Annotated in this window: 20 protein-coding genes; 8 read left to right on the top strand and 12 right to left on the bottom strand. The window is 42.8% G+C overall.

The window, feature by feature from the left end:
- Nucleotides 1-83: 83 nt before the first annotated feature.
- Nucleotides 84-521, bottom strand: coding sequence for a ferric iron uptake transcriptional regulator (fur, locus tag ACWQ4X_RS11100; protein ID WP_100243016.1), 438 nt, complete (start codon nt 519-521; stop codon nt 84-86).
- A gap of 114 nt (nt 522-635) precedes the next feature.
- Between fur and ACWQ4X_RS11095 the strand changes: the two genes are divergently transcribed.
- Entirely contained in the window at nt 636-1034 is a 399-nt protein-coding gene (locus ACWQ4X_RS11095; protein ID WP_100243017.1) for an outer membrane protein assembly factor BamE, read from the top strand.
- A gap of 45 nt (nt 1035-1079) precedes the next feature.
- On the opposite strand, the gene ACWQ4X_RS11090 is transcribed toward ACWQ4X_RS11095, so the two are convergent.
- From ACWQ4X_RS11090 to ACWQ4X_RS11045, 10 genes are all read right to left on the bottom strand, one after another.
- A complete protein-coding gene (locus tag ACWQ4X_RS11090; protein WP_457903675.1) occupies nt 1080-1403 on the bottom strand; it encodes an RnfH family protein in 324 nt (107 codons plus the stop codon).
- Nucleotides 1403-2485: a hypothetical protein gene (locus ACWQ4X_RS11085; protein ID WP_457903674.1), complete on the bottom strand. Its 1083-nt coding sequence runs from the start codon at nt 2483-2485 to the stop codon at nt 1403-1405. Before ACWQ4X_RS11085 ends, ACWQ4X_RS11090 begins: the two co-directional genes overlap by 1 nt.
- A gap of 175 nt (nt 2486-2660) precedes the next feature.
- Complete coding sequence (locus ACWQ4X_RS11080) at nt 2661-3116, bottom strand: bacteriohemerythrin (protein WP_100243020.1); 456 nt, start codon at nt 3114-3116, stop codon at nt 2661-2663.
- 264 nt (nt 3117-3380) lie between these two features.
- Complete coding sequence (locus tag ACWQ4X_RS11075) at nt 3381-4229, bottom strand: class II glutamine amidotransferase (protein ID WP_457903673.1); 849 nt, start codon at nt 4227-4229, stop codon at nt 3381-3383.
- Nucleotides 4230-4328: 99 nt separating this feature from the next.
- Entirely contained in the window at nt 4329-5108 is a 780-nt protein-coding gene (locus ACWQ4X_RS11070) for a GNAT family N-acetyltransferase (RefSeq protein ID WP_457903672.1), read from the bottom strand.
- A gap of 147 nt (nt 5109-5255) precedes the next feature.
- Nucleotides 5256-6155, bottom strand: coding sequence for an acetylglutamate kinase (gene argB / locus ACWQ4X_RS11065; RefSeq protein WP_100243023.1), 900 nt, complete (start codon nt 6153-6155; stop codon nt 5256-5258).
- Nucleotides 6156-6167: 12 nt separating this feature from the next.
- Nucleotides 6168-7592: a phosphomannomutase/phosphoglucomutase gene (locus ACWQ4X_RS11060; protein ID WP_457903671.1), complete on the bottom strand. Its 1425-nt coding sequence runs from the start codon at nt 7590-7592 to the stop codon at nt 6168-6170.
- Between the two features lie 207 nt (nt 7593-7799).
- On the bottom strand, nt 7800-8252 hold the full coding sequence (gene dut, locus ACWQ4X_RS11055) for a dUTP diphosphatase (protein ID WP_016167263.1): 453 nt from the start codon (nt 8250-8252) through the stop codon (nt 7800-7802).
- Nucleotides 8253-8287: 35 nt separating this feature from the next.
- The gene (locus tag ACWQ4X_RS11050; RefSeq protein WP_100243025.1) at nt 8288-10327 is read right to left on the bottom strand and encodes a UvrD-helicase domain-containing protein; all 2040 of its coding nucleotides are present in this window, start codon (nt 10325-10327) and stop codon (nt 8288-8290) included.
- Nucleotides 10328-10474: 147 nt separating this feature from the next.
- Nucleotides 10475-11122 (bottom strand): OmpA family protein, encoded by a 648-nt coding sequence (locus tag ACWQ4X_RS11045; protein WP_100243026.1) that lies wholly within the window; start codon nt 11120-11122, stop codon nt 10475-10477.
- 267 nt (nt 11123-11389) lie between these two features.
- On the opposite strand from ACWQ4X_RS11045, the gene ACWQ4X_RS11040 reads away from it, so the two are divergent.
- The 6 genes from ACWQ4X_RS11040 to ACWQ4X_RS11015 all read left to right on the top strand — a co-directional run bounded on the left by ACWQ4X_RS11040 (nt 11390) and on the right by ACWQ4X_RS11015 (nt 15768).
- A complete protein-coding gene (locus ACWQ4X_RS11040) occupies nt 11390-12328 on the top strand; it encodes an acyltransferase (RefSeq protein ID WP_142767912.1) in 939 nt (312 codons plus the stop codon).
- 4 nt (nt 12329-12332) lie between these two features.
- Nucleotides 12333-13382, top strand: coding sequence for a preprotein translocase subunit SecA (locus ACWQ4X_RS11035; protein ID WP_142767911.1), 1050 nt, complete (start codon nt 12333-12335; stop codon nt 13380-13382).
- Between the two features lie 122 nt (nt 13383-13504).
- A complete protein-coding gene (gene minC / locus ACWQ4X_RS11030; RefSeq protein WP_457903670.1) occupies nt 13505-14233 on the top strand; it encodes a septum site-determining protein MinC in 729 nt (242 codons plus the stop codon).
- 63 nt (nt 14234-14296) lie between these two features.
- Nucleotides 14297-15109 carry a septum site-determining protein MinD gene (gene minD / locus ACWQ4X_RS11025; protein ID WP_100243030.1) on the top strand — a complete coding sequence of 271 codons (813 nt, stop codon included), beginning with the start codon at nt 14297-14299 and terminating at the stop codon, nt 15107-15109.
- Between the two features lie 2 nt (nt 15110-15111).
- A complete protein-coding gene (gene minE / locus ACWQ4X_RS11020; protein ID WP_100243031.1) occupies nt 15112-15384 on the top strand; it encodes a cell division topological specificity factor MinE in 273 nt (90 codons plus the stop codon).
- Between the two features lie 96 nt (nt 15385-15480).
- Nucleotides 15481-15768, top strand: coding sequence for a PA4642 family protein (locus tag ACWQ4X_RS11015; RefSeq protein ID WP_100243032.1), 288 nt, complete (start codon nt 15481-15483; stop codon nt 15766-15768).
- 40 nt (nt 15769-15808) lie between these two features.
- Here the strand turns inward: ACWQ4X_RS11015 and ACWQ4X_RS11010 are convergent, their stop codons facing one another.
- Nucleotides 15809-16711, bottom strand: a complete 903-nt coding sequence (locus ACWQ4X_RS11010) for an AEC family transporter (protein ID WP_457903669.1) — start codon at nt 16709-16711, stop codon at nt 15809-15811.
- A gap of 106 nt (nt 16712-16817) precedes the next feature.
- Here ACWQ4X_RS11010 and ACWQ4X_RS11005 point away from each other — a divergent pair, with 106 nt between their 5' ends.
- On the top strand, nt 16818-17699 hold the full coding sequence (locus tag ACWQ4X_RS11005; protein WP_457903668.1) for a LysR family transcriptional regulator: 882 nt from the start codon (nt 16818-16820) through the stop codon (nt 17697-17699).
- Nucleotides 17700-17736 lie beyond the last annotated feature (37 nt).

The following is a 17736-nucleotide window of genomic DNA, read 5'->3' as shown; positions in this document are numbered from 1 at the left end:
CAGTCGGTATTTTGCCCATTTACGCGATAAAAAAGGCTTCTCAATAGAAGCCTTTTTTTGATGTACAGCGTCATCAAGTTACATTACTTTTTACGTAATGCATCCTGACATTCCTGTGCATCGCAGTAACCATAAAGATTGAGTGAGTGACCAGTTAAGGTAAAGCCATGCTTTTCAGCCACTGCATGTTGTTCATGCTCGATAATTTCATTTGTAAATTCAACAACTTTGTTGCAGTTTTGACATACAATGTGGTCGTGATGATCTTCTTGCATAATTTCAAAAACAGAGTGATTGTTTTCAAAATGATGGCGCTGAATAATGCCTGCTGCTTCGAATTGCGTTAACACGCGATAAACAGTTGCTAAACCGACATCTTCACCCTGTTCGAGTAAAGTCTTGTAAATATCTTCCGCACTTAAATGATGCTGTTTTGAATTTTCTAATAATTCTAATATTTTAATTCGTGGAAGTGTAACTTTAAGTCCAGCTTTGCGTAAGTCTTGGTTTGAAATAGGCATGAAAAAAGGTCTCTCTCAACAAATCTAAAGTTGGAATATGCAACAAAGTTAAGATGCAGTATGATCTATCCGTGGATCAAATGCATCAAAATTAATTTGGGATAGTGTAGCAAAATGCAAAAAATCATGTTGACGTTATTCGTCACTTCACTGCTCGCGGGCTGTTCGACCTTGGGCGTTTATAAAGTGGATATTCCTCAAGGAACACCATTAACCCAAGCCCAAGCGTCAAAAATCCAAGTCGGCATGAGTCACCAACAAGTGCGTTTTTTACTGGGTAGTCCAACCATTACAGATCCGTTAAACCCTTACCGATGGGACTACGTCTACAATTATATCCCAGGAACTTATGCTAAAAAAGCCAAGATTCCAGCAGCGCATGGTCAACATTTGAAAATTTACTTCGATCAAAACGGTATTGTGAACAAAATTGAAGGACTCGAAACCATTCCAGAATCACAACCTGGTCTACCGGGTTCTAAAGAAGCAATTTTAACTGCGCCCCCACTATAGACGCTTTAAAATAAAAAGAAACCCCTCATTGAGGGGTTTTTTATATCATTTCAATTGTTTAAAGCGATTGCCTTTGGCAAAGCGTCCGACGGGATTTTGTGCTGCTCGCTTACGTCGAATGTCTTTCGGATTAATGGTCAGTGCTCGATAAACCTCGACCCGATCCCCTGCTTGCAACGCCTGTGTATAATCTTGCAGGCGTACGCCGAAAATCCCCAACTGCAAAACTTCTGGCAATTCAACCAATGCACGCAGACCACTCTGCTGAATGGCATCGAGTGCGGTCATGCCGATTTGAAAAGGCACTTCCAGATGAAATTGCTGTTCTGGCATGGCATAGGCCACCCAAACTTTTGCCTGCTCAGTCATTAGATCAATTGCCCTAATACGGAAATGATCGCAAGTAAAATTGACAATGGCAGGACAATACGTACGGCAATACGCCATACATTGTAAAATAGCTCATTGCTAAAATTCATTGCTTTACGCAAATGGCTGATTTTCATAATCCAGCCTGCAAAAAGAGAATAAATCAAGCAAATCACCAAGCCCCAAATCACCAAGACCATATTAAAGATGGCCGTGATTTCTGGAATGGCCCAGATCAATACAGCCCCTGCAATAATCGCCCATTGTACAACCACGACCATCTGACGCTGAGCCAATTGTTCACGTGCCAGTTGCAGTAGCAATGCCGCACCTGCAATGGTCGCAACCAATAATGCAATCACAGGTAACTGTGCTGCTACAGCAAAATAAGCAAATGCCAATACGGCAACCAACTGTGCAAACCAAATCGGTAATACTGTCTTACTGGCGATATCTTGCTGTTTGGCTTGCACGAGGCTGGTCTGCCAATACAGTCCCAAGCCTAAACCACTCGCGACTAAAGCAAGAACTGTTGCACTACCCCACTCGCCAAACTCCAGTGCGGTCATCTGCCATTCTGGCAATGCCGTACCGCTGATCTGCGCAAAAATAAGTGCTGCGATCACACCTAAAGCGGTGATTCCTGCCAAAGCTAAACGAGGCAGCAGTGATAGCACCAGCGTAGCAATTGCTGTTCCCATAAAAATCAATTGGGGTGCCACACCTTGAATTAACCATTGTGCACTGTATTGACTGACACTAGAGAGCATCGCACCCGCAAGGAACGGGATAAACACCACAGCCAGCCAGCCAACAAGACGCCATCTTGGAGAGGCATCAGCATCTCGGGTTAAGCTAGACAATGCATTTAAAGCAGTGGTTTTTGAACGCTTGGCCAAAGCAATTTCTAAATAGCAAATCGGTAAAGCCAGCACCAACATAGTGCCTAACCAAAGCAACCAGAAATCGAGTTGACGCTCTGCCTGTATTCCCACAATCGGTGCCAAAGTGGCAATAAAGATGAATGACAAACAAAAAGCCATCAGCGGCGATAACCATCGTGACATAGCATTGTCCTGCATGATGCATTCCTAAAAAAAATCTATCGCTATTTTGCCTTTCTCATGCGTGAAAATCAAAAAGAAAAGCAAACCACCTGATACGATGGTCTGCTGCGCCAATGCGTTTATTTATTTTTTTCAATTTTATAATTCTTTTGCACAGCCCCTCCATGCTGAATCTCAGCCCTTACTGTACTTAAGAGAAGAACCGTGCAAACCAGTTTTTACCCTTTTTCTTTTCTTTTTCTTTAATAATGCCCATCATGTTTTCTTTGACGGCACCAACATAGTCCGCGTCATCGTGCTGAATATGATTAATCAACCATTTGGACAAAACTTCATGTAATTCCGCTTCAATCGAGTGCCCCATTTCAAAACGGTCACGATACGACTCAATTTTCTTAATAAATAAGTCATGCACGCGTTTATGCGGCACACGGTATTTATAACCCGCTTCCTCTTGTAAGGACTCTTCAAAAGTGAAATGCGACTGGGTGTAATCAATAATGTTATCGAGAATTTGTTTAATGCGATCACGGTCAGTGTGAAGTGCAACATCATCAATTTCGTTAATATAATCAAGGATGCGCTTATGCTGATCATCAATTACATCGATACCGGTATTATATTCTGGAACCCATTTCATCTTCATACGCCCCCCATTTAACATTCATTATTCGTTACTGGAAAAGGATAGTAACGAGATTGAATTTAAATAAAAAACAAGTAAATTACTCTGAATTCAAGCTTTTAGCGGCATATAAAGACTAAGATGATGATAAATATATATTAATTAATTTATACCCGATCAAAAGAATAAGATATTTTTTAACCAAAAAGATTATTTTTTCTTTAATTATGAAAATCTTAATTTTAATATTTATGTATTTTTAAATATACAATTCTCACGCCAATCTTAGTATTGATCAGCGCGAGTCACACGTTTTAGTGCAGGATTGGCGTGTTCACGCAGCAACCGCTCAACCTGCGTCAAGGCGCGTTGTATCGGCTGCCCATACTGAAATAAAATCATTTCTCCAGGCTGAAATGCCTGCCAGACTTCATTCTGCGTTAACGGTTCCGTGGTTATTACCGCGACACGATCATCAGGTGTGGTGACCTGACTAAAATCCACCTCAACATCCAGATCAATCAATTGCGCAGGTTTAAACGGATATTCACGCACCAGCCAATGCAATTTGGTAATCGCATAACTAAATAATGCCTGACCATTAGAAAGACAAAAATTAAAGGTGCCGTGTTCTGCAATTTTCGGTGAAATTTCTAATAACAGTTCAAAGACTTGGCTCAAGGATGGCTCAACATAACCAAACTTAGCCACCAACTGATCCAATAAGAAGCAAAATGCACGCTCACTGTCGGTATTGCCAATTGGGGTGAAACGCCCAGTTAAGGGCGGATCAAAATCCAGCAAATCGCCATTATGGGCAAAAATCCATTGTCGTCCCCAGAGTTCACGCATAAACGGGTGTGAATTTTCTAGATTGATTTTGCCTTGGGTGGCTTTACGGATATGAGCAATCACGTTGCGTGATTTAATCGGATAATTACGAATCAGCTCCGCAATCGGTGATTCCACTGCGGACTGATTATCGACAAATAAACGGCAGGCTTTGTCTTCAAAAAAAGCAATTCCAAAGCCATCACAATGATCGGAAGTAATGCCCGCCCGCTGCGAAAAACCACGGAACGAAAAGGTAATATCCGTTGGGGTCGCACAATTCATTCCGAGCAACTGGCACATAAGCAACAATAAACACATTCATTAATTATGGGTTTATTGTGCATGACGCAAGTGAGGCTTGTAAATCTGAATCTGTGCTAGCTTCAGTAATTTTAATGCTTAACGTGGTCTGCGCTTTTGCATGACAAAGCTCTTTGCCATTTTATTCACTTCAAGCAGCACAAAATAATCCAGACAGTTAAACTCACGGTCGTAGAACGCCTGTTGCGATAACTTGGCATGCATCTTTAAATACACATCAAACAGCTTGGGAATCTTTTCATCTTGCGGAAAACTGTATTCAGGATATGTCGGCTCAAAAGCCTGTTGCGGTTGAATCGAACAGGTCTGGGTTGGACTCAGTTGCTTTAAATATTGGTGGGTATAATAAGCACGTGCCTGATTGCCTTCCATGCGAATACTGACACAGCCAATCAGATATTTTGCCCGCATTTCCCACATGACTTTCGGCACTAAATTAAGCCATAACACCGAAAGTGCCCGCCCTGAACGATAGCGGTGATGCACACAGGTACGTCCAATTTCGACGATATTGGACAAGTGTCCCAGCTCATCTACAATTTTAAATTCTTGCGCACTATAACTCTGCGCCAAATCCTGCCCCTGTAGCAGTTTTAAGCGGGTATAGGCCACAATCTCGTTGCTGTATTTGTCGCGTAATACTGCATGTTCACAGCCAAAATCATACAGGTCTTGGTCGAGACCTTGATCGAATTCAATGCCAAATTGCTGTGAGAATTGTTCTGCACGAAATTTCTGGATTTCTTGTAATTGTTTTAAATCTTCTGCCCACTCAAAACGATACTGGGTCTGCTGGGTATTTTTCTTGTGTAAAGGCAAAGTAAAATTTTGACGATATAGATTCAGCTTTTCAAACATTGATCATGCTCTCCTCTTGTTCTGTTCATACACTAGGCAATACACATGACAATACAATGACGGAAAAACAGGCAAACTCTAAATTTACACGCAATAAAAAAACCAGCCCCGAAAGACTGGTTTTAGATCGCTGATTAATCTGCTGGCTTAGTGCTTGGCACGGTTGGTAATTAAAGTCCCGACACCATGATCGGTAAAGATTTCCAGCAAAGTCGCATGTGGCACACGGCCATCCACAATATGTGCGCTGACTACACCGCCTTTCACCGCATCAAGTGCACAGCCCACTTTCGGAATCATGCCCCCGTAAATTACGCCTGTTTCAATCAAGCGATCGACTTCTTGCGTGGTTAAGCCTGTAAGCAAGTTCTTGTTTTCATCCAATACACCGGTGATATTGGTGAGTAGAATCAGCTTTTCCGCACCGAGGGCTTCAGCGACTTTACCTGCTACAAGATCCGCATTGATGTTATAGGTATTGCCCTGATCATCCACGCCTAAAGGAGCAATGACAGGAATGAAATCACTTTGCGTGAACATTTCCAGTACATCGGTTTTTACCCCAACGACTTCACCCACTAAACCTAAATCGATGTGCTGTACCGAACCATCTTCCTGATTCTTTTGCATCAACAGCTTGCGCGCACGAATTAAATTGCCATCTTTACCTGTTAAACCAATGGCACGACCACCATGCTGGTTAATCAGATTGACGATGGATTTGTTCACACTGCCGCCCAACACCATTTCAACCACTTCCATGGTTGCAGCATCGGTCACACGCATGCCATCAATACGATCCGACTCGCGCCCCAATTGCTTTAAGAAAGAGTCAACTTGAGGACCACCACCATGCACTACAATCGGGTTTAAACCGACTGTTTTTAACAGCACAATATCCCGTGCAAAAGAGCTTTCTAGCTCTGGATCGGTCATTGCGTTGCCGCCATATTTTACGACCAGCGTTTTACCTGAAAAACGTTGAATATACGGCAAAGCTTCAGTCAATATTTGTGCTTTGTCGATGCCAGTCTGCTGATGTGGCATTCGCCTCTCTCCTCAATGAGCATTTAAAATGTCGTGTGCGATTTTAGGATATCGATCACTTAACATGGAAACAAATGATTGCCGAATATCATTTAAACGAGCAGGATTATCGGCATCAAAACGAACTGTGAAAAATTCACCCGTATTCGATGCTCGAATAATGCCAAAACCATATTCAAAATCAAGCCTTACCCCATCAATATTACTGAGTTGCGCGGCAAGCTGATGGCTATGTAATTCGATATCGGCCAGTAAAGATTTTGGGTCGGTGCTATAGGTACTAATGTAAGTGTCTTCTGTACCACAACGTTCAGGGTATTTGGCCAAGGCTTGTGACAAAGTTAAATCTGGACGCTGGCTTAAAAATTCAAGCACGCGCAAGGCGGCATATAAACCATCATCATAGCCAAAACCACGACCATCGTTAAACACATAATGCCCTGCGTACTCGCCCCCAAAGACTGCCCGCCCTTGCGATTGCATGAGATATTTCTTCAAGAACGTGCTGCCTGTACGAATCATGGTCGGCTGTCCACCCAGCTCTTGTACCGTATTACGCACCATGGTCGAACATTTCACATCAAAGACAATTTCATGCTGAGGATGCGTTGCAAGGCACATTTCGGCAAACAAGGACATTAAACGGTCGGCACTAATAATCGTGCCGTGTTCATCCACTAGCACCAAACGATCGCCATCACCATCAAGAGCAATTCCAAGATCAGCCTGTTGCTGTTGCACTGTTGCCGTCAAAGCCGTTAAGTGACACGCTTGCGAAGGGTCTGGCGCATGGTCTGGAAATTCGCCATTCGCATCGCAGCGCAATGCCGTGACCTGACAGCCTAACTTTTGCAACACCAAAACGGCGCAGCGCCCTGCAGAACCATGCAAACCATCAAGCACCACATGAAAAGGACGTTGCAGTTGAATATCTTCTAAAATGGCATGTTGATACTGCAAACAATAACTGACATCAAATTGATGGGTTAAAGCAGGCATGCTCACTTTGCGCTGTGGTGAAAACTGCAAACTGGCCACATAGGCAACCTGTTGAATCATCTCAGGGCACGGTGGTTGTCCCTGCATAATCCATTTAATGCCATTGTCACTTTTTGGATTATGGCTGGCGGTGACCATAATGCCATTGCCTGCAAATTGGCGCGCGCTGTAATACAGCATTGGGCTAGAACAACAGCCCACGTTCACTACATCAAAACCTTGTTTTTCGAATATTGTTTGTATAATTTGGGCGTAAGCAGGACTACTCAAACGAGCATCATAACCAATCACCACAGTTGTTTGCGCTGCTTGCTGGTACTGGCACACCAGACCATAGGCAATCGCTTCAACCAACTCGGGCGTTAAAAATGTGATTTTTCCACGAATATCATAGGCCCGAAAGACCTGCCATGGAAAGATAGGTTGTTGAATATTCATATCTTTGGAACTTCAGAATCCAGCAAAACCGCATATGCGTTTGCCTTATTCACACAACATAAATGTTTTAAAATATTTCTAGTTTATATCCGAAAACAATCGAACTGTTAATACTATTTAAGTTATTGGCACGTGTTATAAAGTCATGCGTTGTAAATTCTTTTATATTTCAGACTGAAAGAGCCGTAAGGCTCTTCCAGCTTCGCATCAGTTTTTACCAGTATGTCCAAAACCACCTGCACCGCGCTCAGTTGCCACAAATTCATCAACTTGTTCAAACTCAGCTTGTACCACAGGGACGAGCACATACTGTGCCAAACGCTCACCTGGTTCCAAAGTAAATGCAGCTTGACCACGGTTCCATACCGAAACCATTAACTCGCCTTGGTAGTCTGAGTCAATTAAACCAACTAAGTTACCTAAAACGATGCCATGTTTATGACCTAAGCCTGAACGTGGCAAAATTAAACCTGCAAAACCTGTATCTTCGATATAAATGGCTAAACCTGTTTTCACCAATACCGTTTGACCTGGTTCAATCACTGTTGGTTCAGTTACACATGCACGCAAATCTAGACCCGCTGAACCTTGCGTCGCATAAGTTGGCATTGGCCATTCTTGTCCTAAACGTGCATCTAGAACTTTAACTTGAACCTTCATATTGTTTCCTACTGTTTCAAAAATAAATATTGGGATTAACGCTTAATTAAAGCGCGTAAATTTTCGAGGTAATGCTGGGCTTGCTGTTTCGGATCGACATTGCCTGCCAGCTTTTTCTTGCGCCCTAACCATTCCAGCTCATCTTGCGGTAACTCATCCAAGAAACGGCTTGGGGTCATTTGACGCATTTGTCCACCCGCCTTGCGCTGTTCCGCCAGCGTAATGGTCAAGCCCTGACGCGCACGGGTAATGCCCACGTACATCAAACGGCGTTCTTCTTCGACCGTTTCTGCCACAATCGAGTTCTTATGCGGCAATAACTCTTCTTCCAAACCAATTAAATACACGAATGGAAATTCCAAACCTTTGGATGCATGCAAGGTCAGCAAATTGACTTTATCGGTGTCTTCTTCTTCCTGTTGTTGCTCCAGCATATCCAGCAACACCATTTTGCGAATAACGCTTTCAATATTGCGCTCATCGACATCTTCGGCACGGTTAATCAGACTTTGAATACTGCTATACAGCACTTCAATATTGTCGAGTTTGGTTTTTTCCTGCGCAGGTGTCGCTGCAGTCTCTTTGACATAATCGATGTAACCCGCTTCCAGCATCATTTGGCGAATAATTGGTACAGGTTCATCATCTTCCAGCAATTCACGGGTAAAGTTACTAATGAACTCGGCAAATTCCGCCAATTGTGTCGTGGCCTTTTTCGGAATTGCCATGGTCAGACGTTGGTCCCCCGCCGCAGCCAACAGCGACAGATGATTTTCCTGCGCAAATAAGCCCAGTTTTTCTAGGGTCACAGGACCAATCGCACGTTTGGGCGTATTGATAATCCGCAAGAAAGCACTGTCATCTTCAGGGTTAATAATCAGACGCAAATAACTCATCATGTCTTTAATTTCGGCACGTGCGAAGAAAGACTGACCACCCGACAATTTATATGGAATCTGCATTTGACGCAGTTGCGTCTCTAAAATACGCGCCTGAAAGTTACCACGGTACAAAATCGCGTAGTCTTTCCAGTTTTTACCGTTCATCAACTTGTGCGTAATCAGGTCTTTGACTACACGTTCTGCTTCATCATCGTCATTACGGCAAGTAATCACGCGAATGACTTCACCATGCCCTTTATCCGACCATAGTTTTTTATCGAAGATATGGGGATTGTTGCCAATCACGGTATTGGCCGCTTTAAGAATACGGCTGGTCGAACGATAATTCTGTTCCAGTTTAATGACTTTTAAATTGCGAAAATCTTCATTTAGCAATGCCATATTTTCTGGCTTCGCGCCACGCCATGCGTAGATCGATTGGTCATCATCGCCAACCGCGGTGAATTGCCCCATCACGCCGACCAAGAGTTTCACCAAAATATACTGCGCAGTATTGGTATCTTGATACTCATCGACCAGTAAATAGCGAATACGGTTTTGCCAACGATCTCGTACTTCTTGGTTTTCTTGTAATAAGCGCGTTGGCATCACAATCAGATCATCAAAATCCACTGCATTGTAGGCGCGTAAATTACGCTCGTACAATTGATACAAATGCGCCATTTGAATGTCTTCAGGCGTTTCACAAGTCGTATGTGCCTGCTCAGGTGGAATCAAATCATTTTTCCAGTCTGAAATCATTTTCATGGCTTTGGCAATCAACTCTTTGCTTTCTGCACCCGACATATTATCGCGATGCATCAAGTCCATCAGAATTCGCTTACAGTCATCAGCATCCAAAATGGAGAAATTGGCTTTTAACGGCGTATTTTTAAGTTCGAGACGTAATAAATTCAGACCAAAGGTATGGAAGGTTGACACCGACAGCCCTTTGGCTTCTTCACGTGACAATAGCTTAGTCACACGCTCTTTCATCTCGCGTGCGGCTTTGTTGGTAAAGGTCATCGCAGTAATACGATGCGCAGGAATACCACAATGCTTAACCAAATAAGCAATTTTACGGGTAATCACCGAGGTTTTACCCGAACCCGCCCCTGCAAGTACTAACAAGGGTCCTTGAGTGTATTTCATGGCTTCAAGTTGCTTGTCATTGAGTTGACTTGCCAGCGACATAGTAATTCCTCTTTTTTCTCCGAGCTAGATTATAGACATCAAACCCCCAGATGCCTAACCTAAAATGTCGATTATCTGTTCATAAAAAAAGCCACCTCAAGGTGGCTTTTCCGAAACTCAATGATTTCTAAGCAAACAAAATATTCATTATTTTGTTTCGAATACAGTAATTTCTACACGACGGTTTTGTTCACGACCCGCAGCAGTATCATTGCTTGCGATTGGTGAAGATGAACCATAACCACGTGCAGTCATACGCGAACTAGAAATACCTTGAGAAGATAAATAGCTCATCACTGAGTTAGCACGGTTTTGTGATAATGGGTTGTTAATGGCATCTGTACCAGTGTTGTCAGTATGACCATGAATCACAAGTGCAAGTTTGTTTGCTGTACCATCTTCACGTAATACACGTGCTACATCGTTCAATGCAGTTTGGAAACGTGGTTGAATAGTGTAAGAGTTGGTAGCAAAGGTCACGCTCGGCATTACCAAGTTAATCGAACCATCTTGGTTACGGTCAACATCTACACCAGTACCTGCAAGTTCTTCACGTAAACGCTTCTCTTTTTTGTCCAAGAGTAGACCAGCACCGCCGCCCACTACAGCACCAATCGCTGCTGCTTGACCCATTTTATCTTTGTCTGCATTTGAATATGCAAGACCAGCACCCAATAATGCACCTAGACCTGCACCGATTGCCGCTTTGTCATATTCCATACCTGTGCCAGTAGATTGACAACCTGAAAGAACCAACGCCCCTGCTACTGCTGATGAAATTAATAGTGCACGCATGACATGCCTCCATTTGTGTGTTTTGTTTATGCCTGAAATGGTCGCCGAAATAAATAACTTAGACCATTGATTTTTTGTTAATAATAGCCTGCGCAGTTACAATTTGTAATAATTAATTTCATTTTTGAATGCGCATTCATCACATTCCCTACACGTTTCTCCAATCATGAAGAAGAATTTACGAAATACAACGCTTGTTTTATTTTCAGAATTTGTAACTATATTCCATAACGATAATGGATGATTTTACTCAGGATTATTTTTTATATGTCATCTCAAGCAAACAAACAACCCATACTAAAAAAAATCACACGTGGACTGACTGTTGGCTCTGTCATGACGGGCAGTACTTTTTTTCATGGTCCGCCAGTTTTGGCGCTCGGTTTCACCAAACTGTTTAAACAGTCACGTAAAGTGGATGAAACCAACATCAACATTACCAATAGCTGGTTAGGTGTCAATAACTGGTTGATTGATAATGTATTGCCACATTTAAAATGGGACATCACTGTCGATGAAGATCTCGACTTAAGCATGCAAGGTCGCTATCTCATGACCTGTAACCATCAAAGTTGGGTCGACACCACCGTCAATCAATATTTTGGGCTGACCCGCATGCCGCTGACGCGTTTCTTCACCAAATGGGAACTCATCTTTATTCCCTTCGTTGGACAAGCCTTCAAGATTTTGGGCTTCCCAATGATGAAGCGCCATACTAAAGAAGAAATTGCCAAAAATCCTGAACTCAAAACCCGAGACATGGAAGAAGCACGCAAAGCTTGTGAGCAATTGCTCAGTCAGCCGTTTACTTTGTTGAACTATTTAGAGGGAACGCGCTTTACCCCTGAAAAACATCAGCAGCAAAACTCGCCTTACCAAAATTTGCTCAAACCTAAAGCTGGTGGTCTTGCTCTCGCCCTGAATATTCTGGGTGATCAAATTGATGCCTTGGTCGACATGACTATTGTCTATCCAGACGGTGCGCCTGGTTATGGTGAATTCTGGTTAGGAGAAGTCGGTCGCATTGCCGTGAATTTACGTAAAATCGACATTCCTGACTGGGTTTTAGGCGGAAACTATGAGGATGATGAAGAATATCGTGCGCGTTTCCAAGCATGGGTCGATCAACTCTGGACTGAGAAAGATCAGCTGATTAGTCAGATGAAAGCCAAGTATTCGACGACTGCTGAAGTACATAAGGTATAAACCGATGAAGCAGAACAGTTCAGCACCGAAATCAAAGTATCATCGTGTCGATCCACAGAGTTGGTCATTCAAACTCTATCTGATCTATGACACCTTTATGGTATTTCTGATCATTTTCAACTTGTTCTGCTTGGCTGCCAATTTCTTCCTGATGAGCAATATTGGTGGCTGGTTCTTAAGCTCGATTCATTTAGATGACGTCGTCAGTTTCTATCGTACGCATCTGCACCCTTGGGTCATTACCACCGAAGCTTGGTTTATCTTGTTTTTAATTACCGAGCTGCTGGTGCGTTGGATCATCGCCATCATTTATCGACATCATCGACGCTGGTTCTTCTTCCCATTTATTCACTGGTATGAAGTCCTTGCGATTATTCCGCACTTGCGTTTCTTGCGGTTATTCCGTGCAGGTATTATTGTTTTTCGCCTGCATGAACTGGGCTATAACGTTATTCCGCAATCCATTCAACAACGTGCCAAATTTTACTATCGCGTGATTATGGAAGAATTGTCAGATCGAGTGGTGATTACCGTTCTGGATGGCGTCAAACATGAACTGAATACCAGTTCCACCCATAAAAAAATCATTCATGATTTGGTCGATCACCACCGCACCTTATTTGCCCAAGCCCTGGCTGAAGTATTACAAGAATCTCTGGCGGTTGAACTGAAAGAACAACAATCGGTCATTGCGCAAAATATTGGCGCCATCGTCAATAAATCGATTGAAGATACCCCTGAGCTGACGCAACTGTTACGTTTAATTCCAATTGTCGGCAGTCGGATTGAGCATCAGATTCAGAGCATCGGACAGCGTTTAGGAGAAAATATTACTTACGGTATTTTAGAACCCTTAATGGCAGGTAGCCCTGAACAACCGAACCATACCTATAAGTTAATTGCTGAAAAAGTCAGCGAATTAAACATCGATAATGAAACACTCGAACAACTGGTTGAGTCTGCAGTCTATGAAAGTTTGGATGCAATTCGTAAACAAGTGAAAGTAAAACAGTGGCTGGAAGACCTTGAAGAGCTCGATCAAGCTAAAGAATAAGCATTAAGATAAAAAAGTTACAAACTTGGCTAGAGAATTCATGGAATTTGTTCTAGGATTTGCTCTATTTACAACATCGCTTCGGCATAAAACCAATAGCTTCGAAGTCTCAAGGATAAAATATGGCTGATATTCGGATCACCGGTAGAATGGTTAACTTTAGTAGATTAACCTTCGACACAAATGACCATAATGCCATTCGTCAACAACTGACCCAATTACTTCAAGACAGCACCACTCATGGTGCTCTTGTGATTTTAGACAGTACTGTTGAACAGGAGCTAATTGCCCTGATTCAACTGCTGCTCGACTTAGATTTACAGCCAATGGCTGTGATTGACGGACTATTGGGTGATCAAGCACGTGCAATTCAATTCCCTGTGCTGCCAGCCGACAATAAGCCCTTACAACGCATTAAAGCCACGCAAGAACAAGTGATTGTTGAAACCGTGGCCGAACAACCGGAAAGCGATGAAAGTGAAACCAAAGCTGCGGCGCCAGCACGTCACATTGGTCACATCACCTCCTATCACGATGAAATCTTGCGTACAGGTCAATGCTTGGTCCAAGATCATGGCGATATTATTGTGAATGCAGGCATTAACAGTGGTTCGGAAGTAATCTCTTCAGGAAATATACATATTTATGGCAGTGCTCGTGGTAGAGTTATCGCAGGTGCTGGTGGAAACAGTGCTGCTCGCATTTTCTGTCATTCGCTAGAAGCCGAATTGGTTTCAATTGCGGGGACATATTGTGTTGCTGATGATATTCCACCCCATGTCGTAAAAAAGTCCGTACATATTTATTTAAATGAAAACCAAGAGCTTGAATTTAAAGCTCTGGAATTTTAATGTATAAATAAACACCAAAACCCCGCTAATTAAAGGGGGGATACCATAACAGGAGTGGATTCGGTGGCGAAAATTGTTGTCGTAACATCAGGCAAAGGTGGCGTAGGCAAAACTACGACCAGTGCATCTTTTGCAACAGGTTTAGCCCTACGTGGTCACAAAACTGTTGTTATCGATTTTGACGTAGGTTTACGTAACTTAGACCTTATTATGGGCTGCGAACGTCGTGTAGTTTATGATTTTGTGAATGTTTTAAATAACGAAGCACGATTACAACAAGCACTTATTCGTGATAAAGATATTGAAAACTTATACATTTTGCCAGCATCACAAACGCGCGACAAAGATGCGTTAACAGATGAAGGCGTTGCGCGTGTAATGGACGAATTAGCTCAGGAATTCGATTACATTATTTGTGACTCACCTGCGGGCATTGAACGTGGTGCAATCCTTGCGATGTACCATGCTGATGAAGCAATTATTGTCACCAACCCTGAGATTTCCTCAGTACGCGACTCTGACCGCATCATTGGTATGCTGGACAGCAAAACTAAAAAAGTAGAACAGAACGAAGGACGTATACGCAAGCATTTGTGTATTACGCGCTTCAACCCTGAACGTGCAGACAAGCAAGAAATGCTCACCATTGATGACATTTCGAAAGACATTTTACGTGTACCTACACTCGGTGTCGTGCCTGAATGTAAGAGCGTTTTACAAGCATCGAACGAAGGTAAGCCTGTGATTCTGTTCAATGAAGCAGAAGCTGGACAAGCTTATGATGACCTCGTGGCACGCTTCTTGGGTGAAGAACGTCCTTACCGTCACATTACAGTCAAACCTAAAGGCTGGTTAGCACGATTATTTGGAGCGTAAATATGGCAGGATTCTGGAGTAAACTATTCAGTAGTGACGATAAACCATCAAGCGCGCAAATGGCGAAAGACCGCTTGAAAGTCATCGTGGCTTCTGAACAGGGGTTAGGAAAACGTTTAAGCCAAGATAAAATTGACCAAATGAAAAAAGAGATCATGCAAGTGGTCAACCGATATGTTCGCGGTGTGGATGAACAACATATTCAAATGTCGGTTCGCTCAGAAGCAAATATTGAAATGCTTGAGATGAATATCAATTTGCCTGAAGAGCGATAATCTGAATTCTGATTAGTCAAGCAAATTGATTCAAGGCAAAATAGCGACAGCTATTTTGCCTTTTTAGTTTGAAAAGAATATACCAAGGAGTTTGCGATGGCATTATCTCAGCCAGCAACGTTTAATGAAGAATGGTCGGATGAGCGCGTTTTTGCCTATTTAAATCAGCTTCCTCCTGCAGGAGTTAATGCCGACTTTCATGTTCTTTACCACGCATTCAAACACATGCGCCCAATGGATTATCAACGCTTGTTAACTCAATTTGTTGCTGATGGTCGTGATGTAAATGCAACCAATCCGCAAGGTCAGCGTATTCATGATGTGATTGCTGAATACCCGCGCCAACGTGCTGAATTTCTCGAAGTATTGGCAAAATTTGCTTAAGCTTCAAAGCCTACCTCGTGTAGGCTTTTTTATTTCGACGCTAAAACAAAAATTGCATCAGCACAGGAAAACTCAATGCAAATAACAGGGTTTGCATGCTGATAATCGCGGCCATGAGTTGACTGTCACCATTAAAGAATCGGGTCAGAATATACGATGCCGAAGCCGTAGGTAAAGCAAAAAATACCACCAATACCTGAATATGCAATGCTTCTAGCCCCAAACCTTTCCCTATCGCATAAGTCAAAACAGGCACCAGCAGCAATCGCGACAGGCTATTCCACATCACTCGCCAGAAATCAGGTTTTAACTGGCTAAATTGCAGTGCAGCGCCAACCGAAATCAGCCCCAAGGGTAAACTGGTACTTGCCAGTAATTTCAATAATTGCGCAGCACCTGCATACAAGCTCAATCCCGACAAATTAAATAAAATTCCCGCCACACACGCCAGAATTAAGGGATTCTTGCCAATCGAGATCAAGGTCTGGCGAAACTGCCCCGTTGCACTCTGGCTAAACGACCACACCGAAAGCACATTCACCACAGGAATGGCCACTGCAATGATCATGGCAAATAAGTGCATCCCTGTTGCACCAAACATCAACCCCATTAAAGAAAGCCCGATATAGGTATTAAAGCGGATCTGGCTTTGTAGGTAGACACCAAAACGGCGTACGGGAATGCGCACATAGACCTTAAGAATCAGTAAAAACACACTAACCAGCAGGATGACCAGCAGCGAGCAGATGTAGAGACTCAGGATTGAACTCAGCTCTAACTTCACATCCGCCAAATTGCTAAACAACAACGCTGGGAATAAAATGTAATAGTTTAATTTCTCAGAATTTCCCCAAAATTCATCTTGTAAAAAGCGAGTTCGTTTAAAGATGTATCCCATCCCAATCAAACCGACCAATGGGAAGAGTGCCAAAATCATGTTCATTGTGATGTTCCAATTCCTGTACACAAGTCTGCTTTGACTCGCGTTGCAATCAGAATATAATCCTAATCTACACTCATAATAAAATGAGTATTTACTCATACCTCTAATGACTTTTAGCCAGCTTGAAATTTTCTTATTGGTCGCAAAGCACCAAAGTTTTAGCAATGCGGCAAAACAACTGGGAATTTCTCAGTCTGCCGTTTCACATGCCATTAAAAGTCTGGAGCATTTTTGGCGTGTGCAGTTGTTTAGTCGTGAACAGAACACTGTACTACTCACCGATATTGGACAGCAGCTGCGTATTCATGCTCAAGAAATTTTAAATACAGCACAAGTGATGCAACAGCAAGTCGCAGCAACGCATGGGCTACAGCAAGGCAGCTTGAGAATTGGTTCCTTTGGCGCATCCGCATCAATTCACCTTTTGCCTGAACTGCTACAGGCTTTTAGAACACAATATCCAAACATCGAGGTTTTTGTTGAAGAAGGCACCGATGATGAAGTCACGCAATGGATTTTAAATCAGCAGGTGGATGTCGGGTTTGCGGTCCTGCCCAATCATCAACTGGATACCTTCCCGCTGATTAAAGATATTTTTATTGCGCTGATTCCCAACTCATACCCAATTGCACAAATGAGTCAGGTGGATATTACCCAGCTCAAACACTATCCCTTTATTTTGACCAAAGCGGGCAGTCAAACGCATATTGAAAAACTGCTCAAACAATATGAAATTCAGCCCAAGATTCAGTATCAACTGTCGCAACTGTTAACCATTTTAAATATGGTCAATCAGCACGAAGGGATTTCTATTGTGGCGGATATGGCGATGACACCTGAATTACTGGCGCTACATCCCAACGTTGTGAAAAGACCCTTGCTTCCCAATACACAACGCGAGATTGGACTGGCAGTCCGCAATCAAAAACTGATGAGCCCCGCAACACGCGCCTTTATCGAGCTTGCACAGACCATGTTCTATGATTAGATCCAATAAAAAAGCCTGCTAGAAAGCAGGCTTTTTT

The organism is Acinetobacter sp. NigerLNRRAM0016, assembly GCF_054112845.1.
The sequence above is the reverse complement of the archived record's forward strand: the minus strand, read 5'-3'. Positions and strand labels throughout refer to the sequence as shown.

Coding starts and splice junctions, on each gene's coding strand:
- fur (WP_100243016.1), bottom strand. CDS start 521: ATGCCTATTTCAAACCAAGACTTACGCAAAGCTGGACTTAAAGTTACA.
- ACWQ4X_RS11095 (WP_100243017.1), top strand. CDS start 636: ATGCAAAAAATCATGTTGACGTTATTCGTCACTTCACTGCTCGCGGGC.
- ACWQ4X_RS11090 (WP_457903675.1), bottom strand. CDS start 1,403: ATGACTGAGCAGGCAAAAGTTTGGGTGGCCTATGCCATGCCAGAACAG.
- ACWQ4X_RS11085 (WP_457903674.1), bottom strand. CDS start 2,485: ATGCAGGACAATGCTATGTCACGATGGTTATCGCCGCTGATGGCTTTT.
- ACWQ4X_RS11080 (WP_100243020.1), bottom strand. CDS start 3,116: ATGAAGATGAAATGGGTTCCAGAATATAATACCGGTATCGATGTAATT.
- ACWQ4X_RS11075 (WP_457903673.1), bottom strand. CDS start 4,229: ATGTGCCAGTTGCTCGGAATGAATTGTGCGACCCCAACGGATATTACC.
- ACWQ4X_RS11070 (WP_457903672.1), bottom strand. CDS start 5,108: ATGTTTGAAAAGCTGAATCTATATCGTCAAAATTTTACTTTGCCTTTA.
- argB (WP_100243023.1), bottom strand. CDS start 6,155: ATGCCACATCAGCAGACTGGCATCGACAAAGCACAAATATTGACTGAA.
- ACWQ4X_RS11060 (WP_457903671.1), bottom strand. CDS start 7,592: ATGAATATTCAACAACCTATCTTTCCATGGCAGGTCTTTCGGGCCTAT.
- dut (WP_016167263.1), bottom strand. CDS start 8,252: ATGAAGGTTCAAGTTAAAGTTCTAGATGCACGTTTAGGACAAGAATGG.
- ACWQ4X_RS11050 (WP_100243025.1), bottom strand. CDS start 10,327: ATGTCGCTGGCAAGTCAACTCAATGACAAGCAACTTGAAGCCATGAAA.
- ACWQ4X_RS11045 (WP_100243026.1), bottom strand. CDS start 11,122: ATGCGTGCACTATTAATTTCATCAGCAGTAGCAGGGGCGTTGGTTCTT.
- ACWQ4X_RS11040 (WP_142767912.1), top strand. CDS start 11,390: ATGTCATCTCAAGCAAACAAACAACCCATACTAAAAAAAATCACACGT.
- ACWQ4X_RS11035 (WP_142767911.1), top strand. CDS start 12,333: ATGAAGCAGAACAGTTCAGCACCGAAATCAAAGTATCATCGTGTCGAT.
- minC (WP_457903670.1), top strand. CDS start 13,505: ATGGCTGATATTCGGATCACCGGTAGAATGGTTAACTTTAGTAGATTA.
- minE (WP_100243031.1), top strand. CDS start 15,112: ATGGCAGGATTCTGGAGTAAACTATTCAGTAGTGACGATAAACCATCA.
- ACWQ4X_RS11015 (WP_100243032.1), top strand. CDS start 15,481: ATGGCATTATCTCAGCCAGCAACGTTTAATGAAGAATGGTCGGATGAG.
- ACWQ4X_RS11010 (WP_457903669.1), bottom strand. CDS start 16,711: ATGAACATGATTTTGGCACTCTTCCCATTGGTCGGTTTGATTGGGATG.
- ACWQ4X_RS11005 (WP_457903668.1), top strand. CDS start 16,818: ATGACTTTTAGCCAGCTTGAAATTTTCTTATTGGTCGCAAAGCACCAA.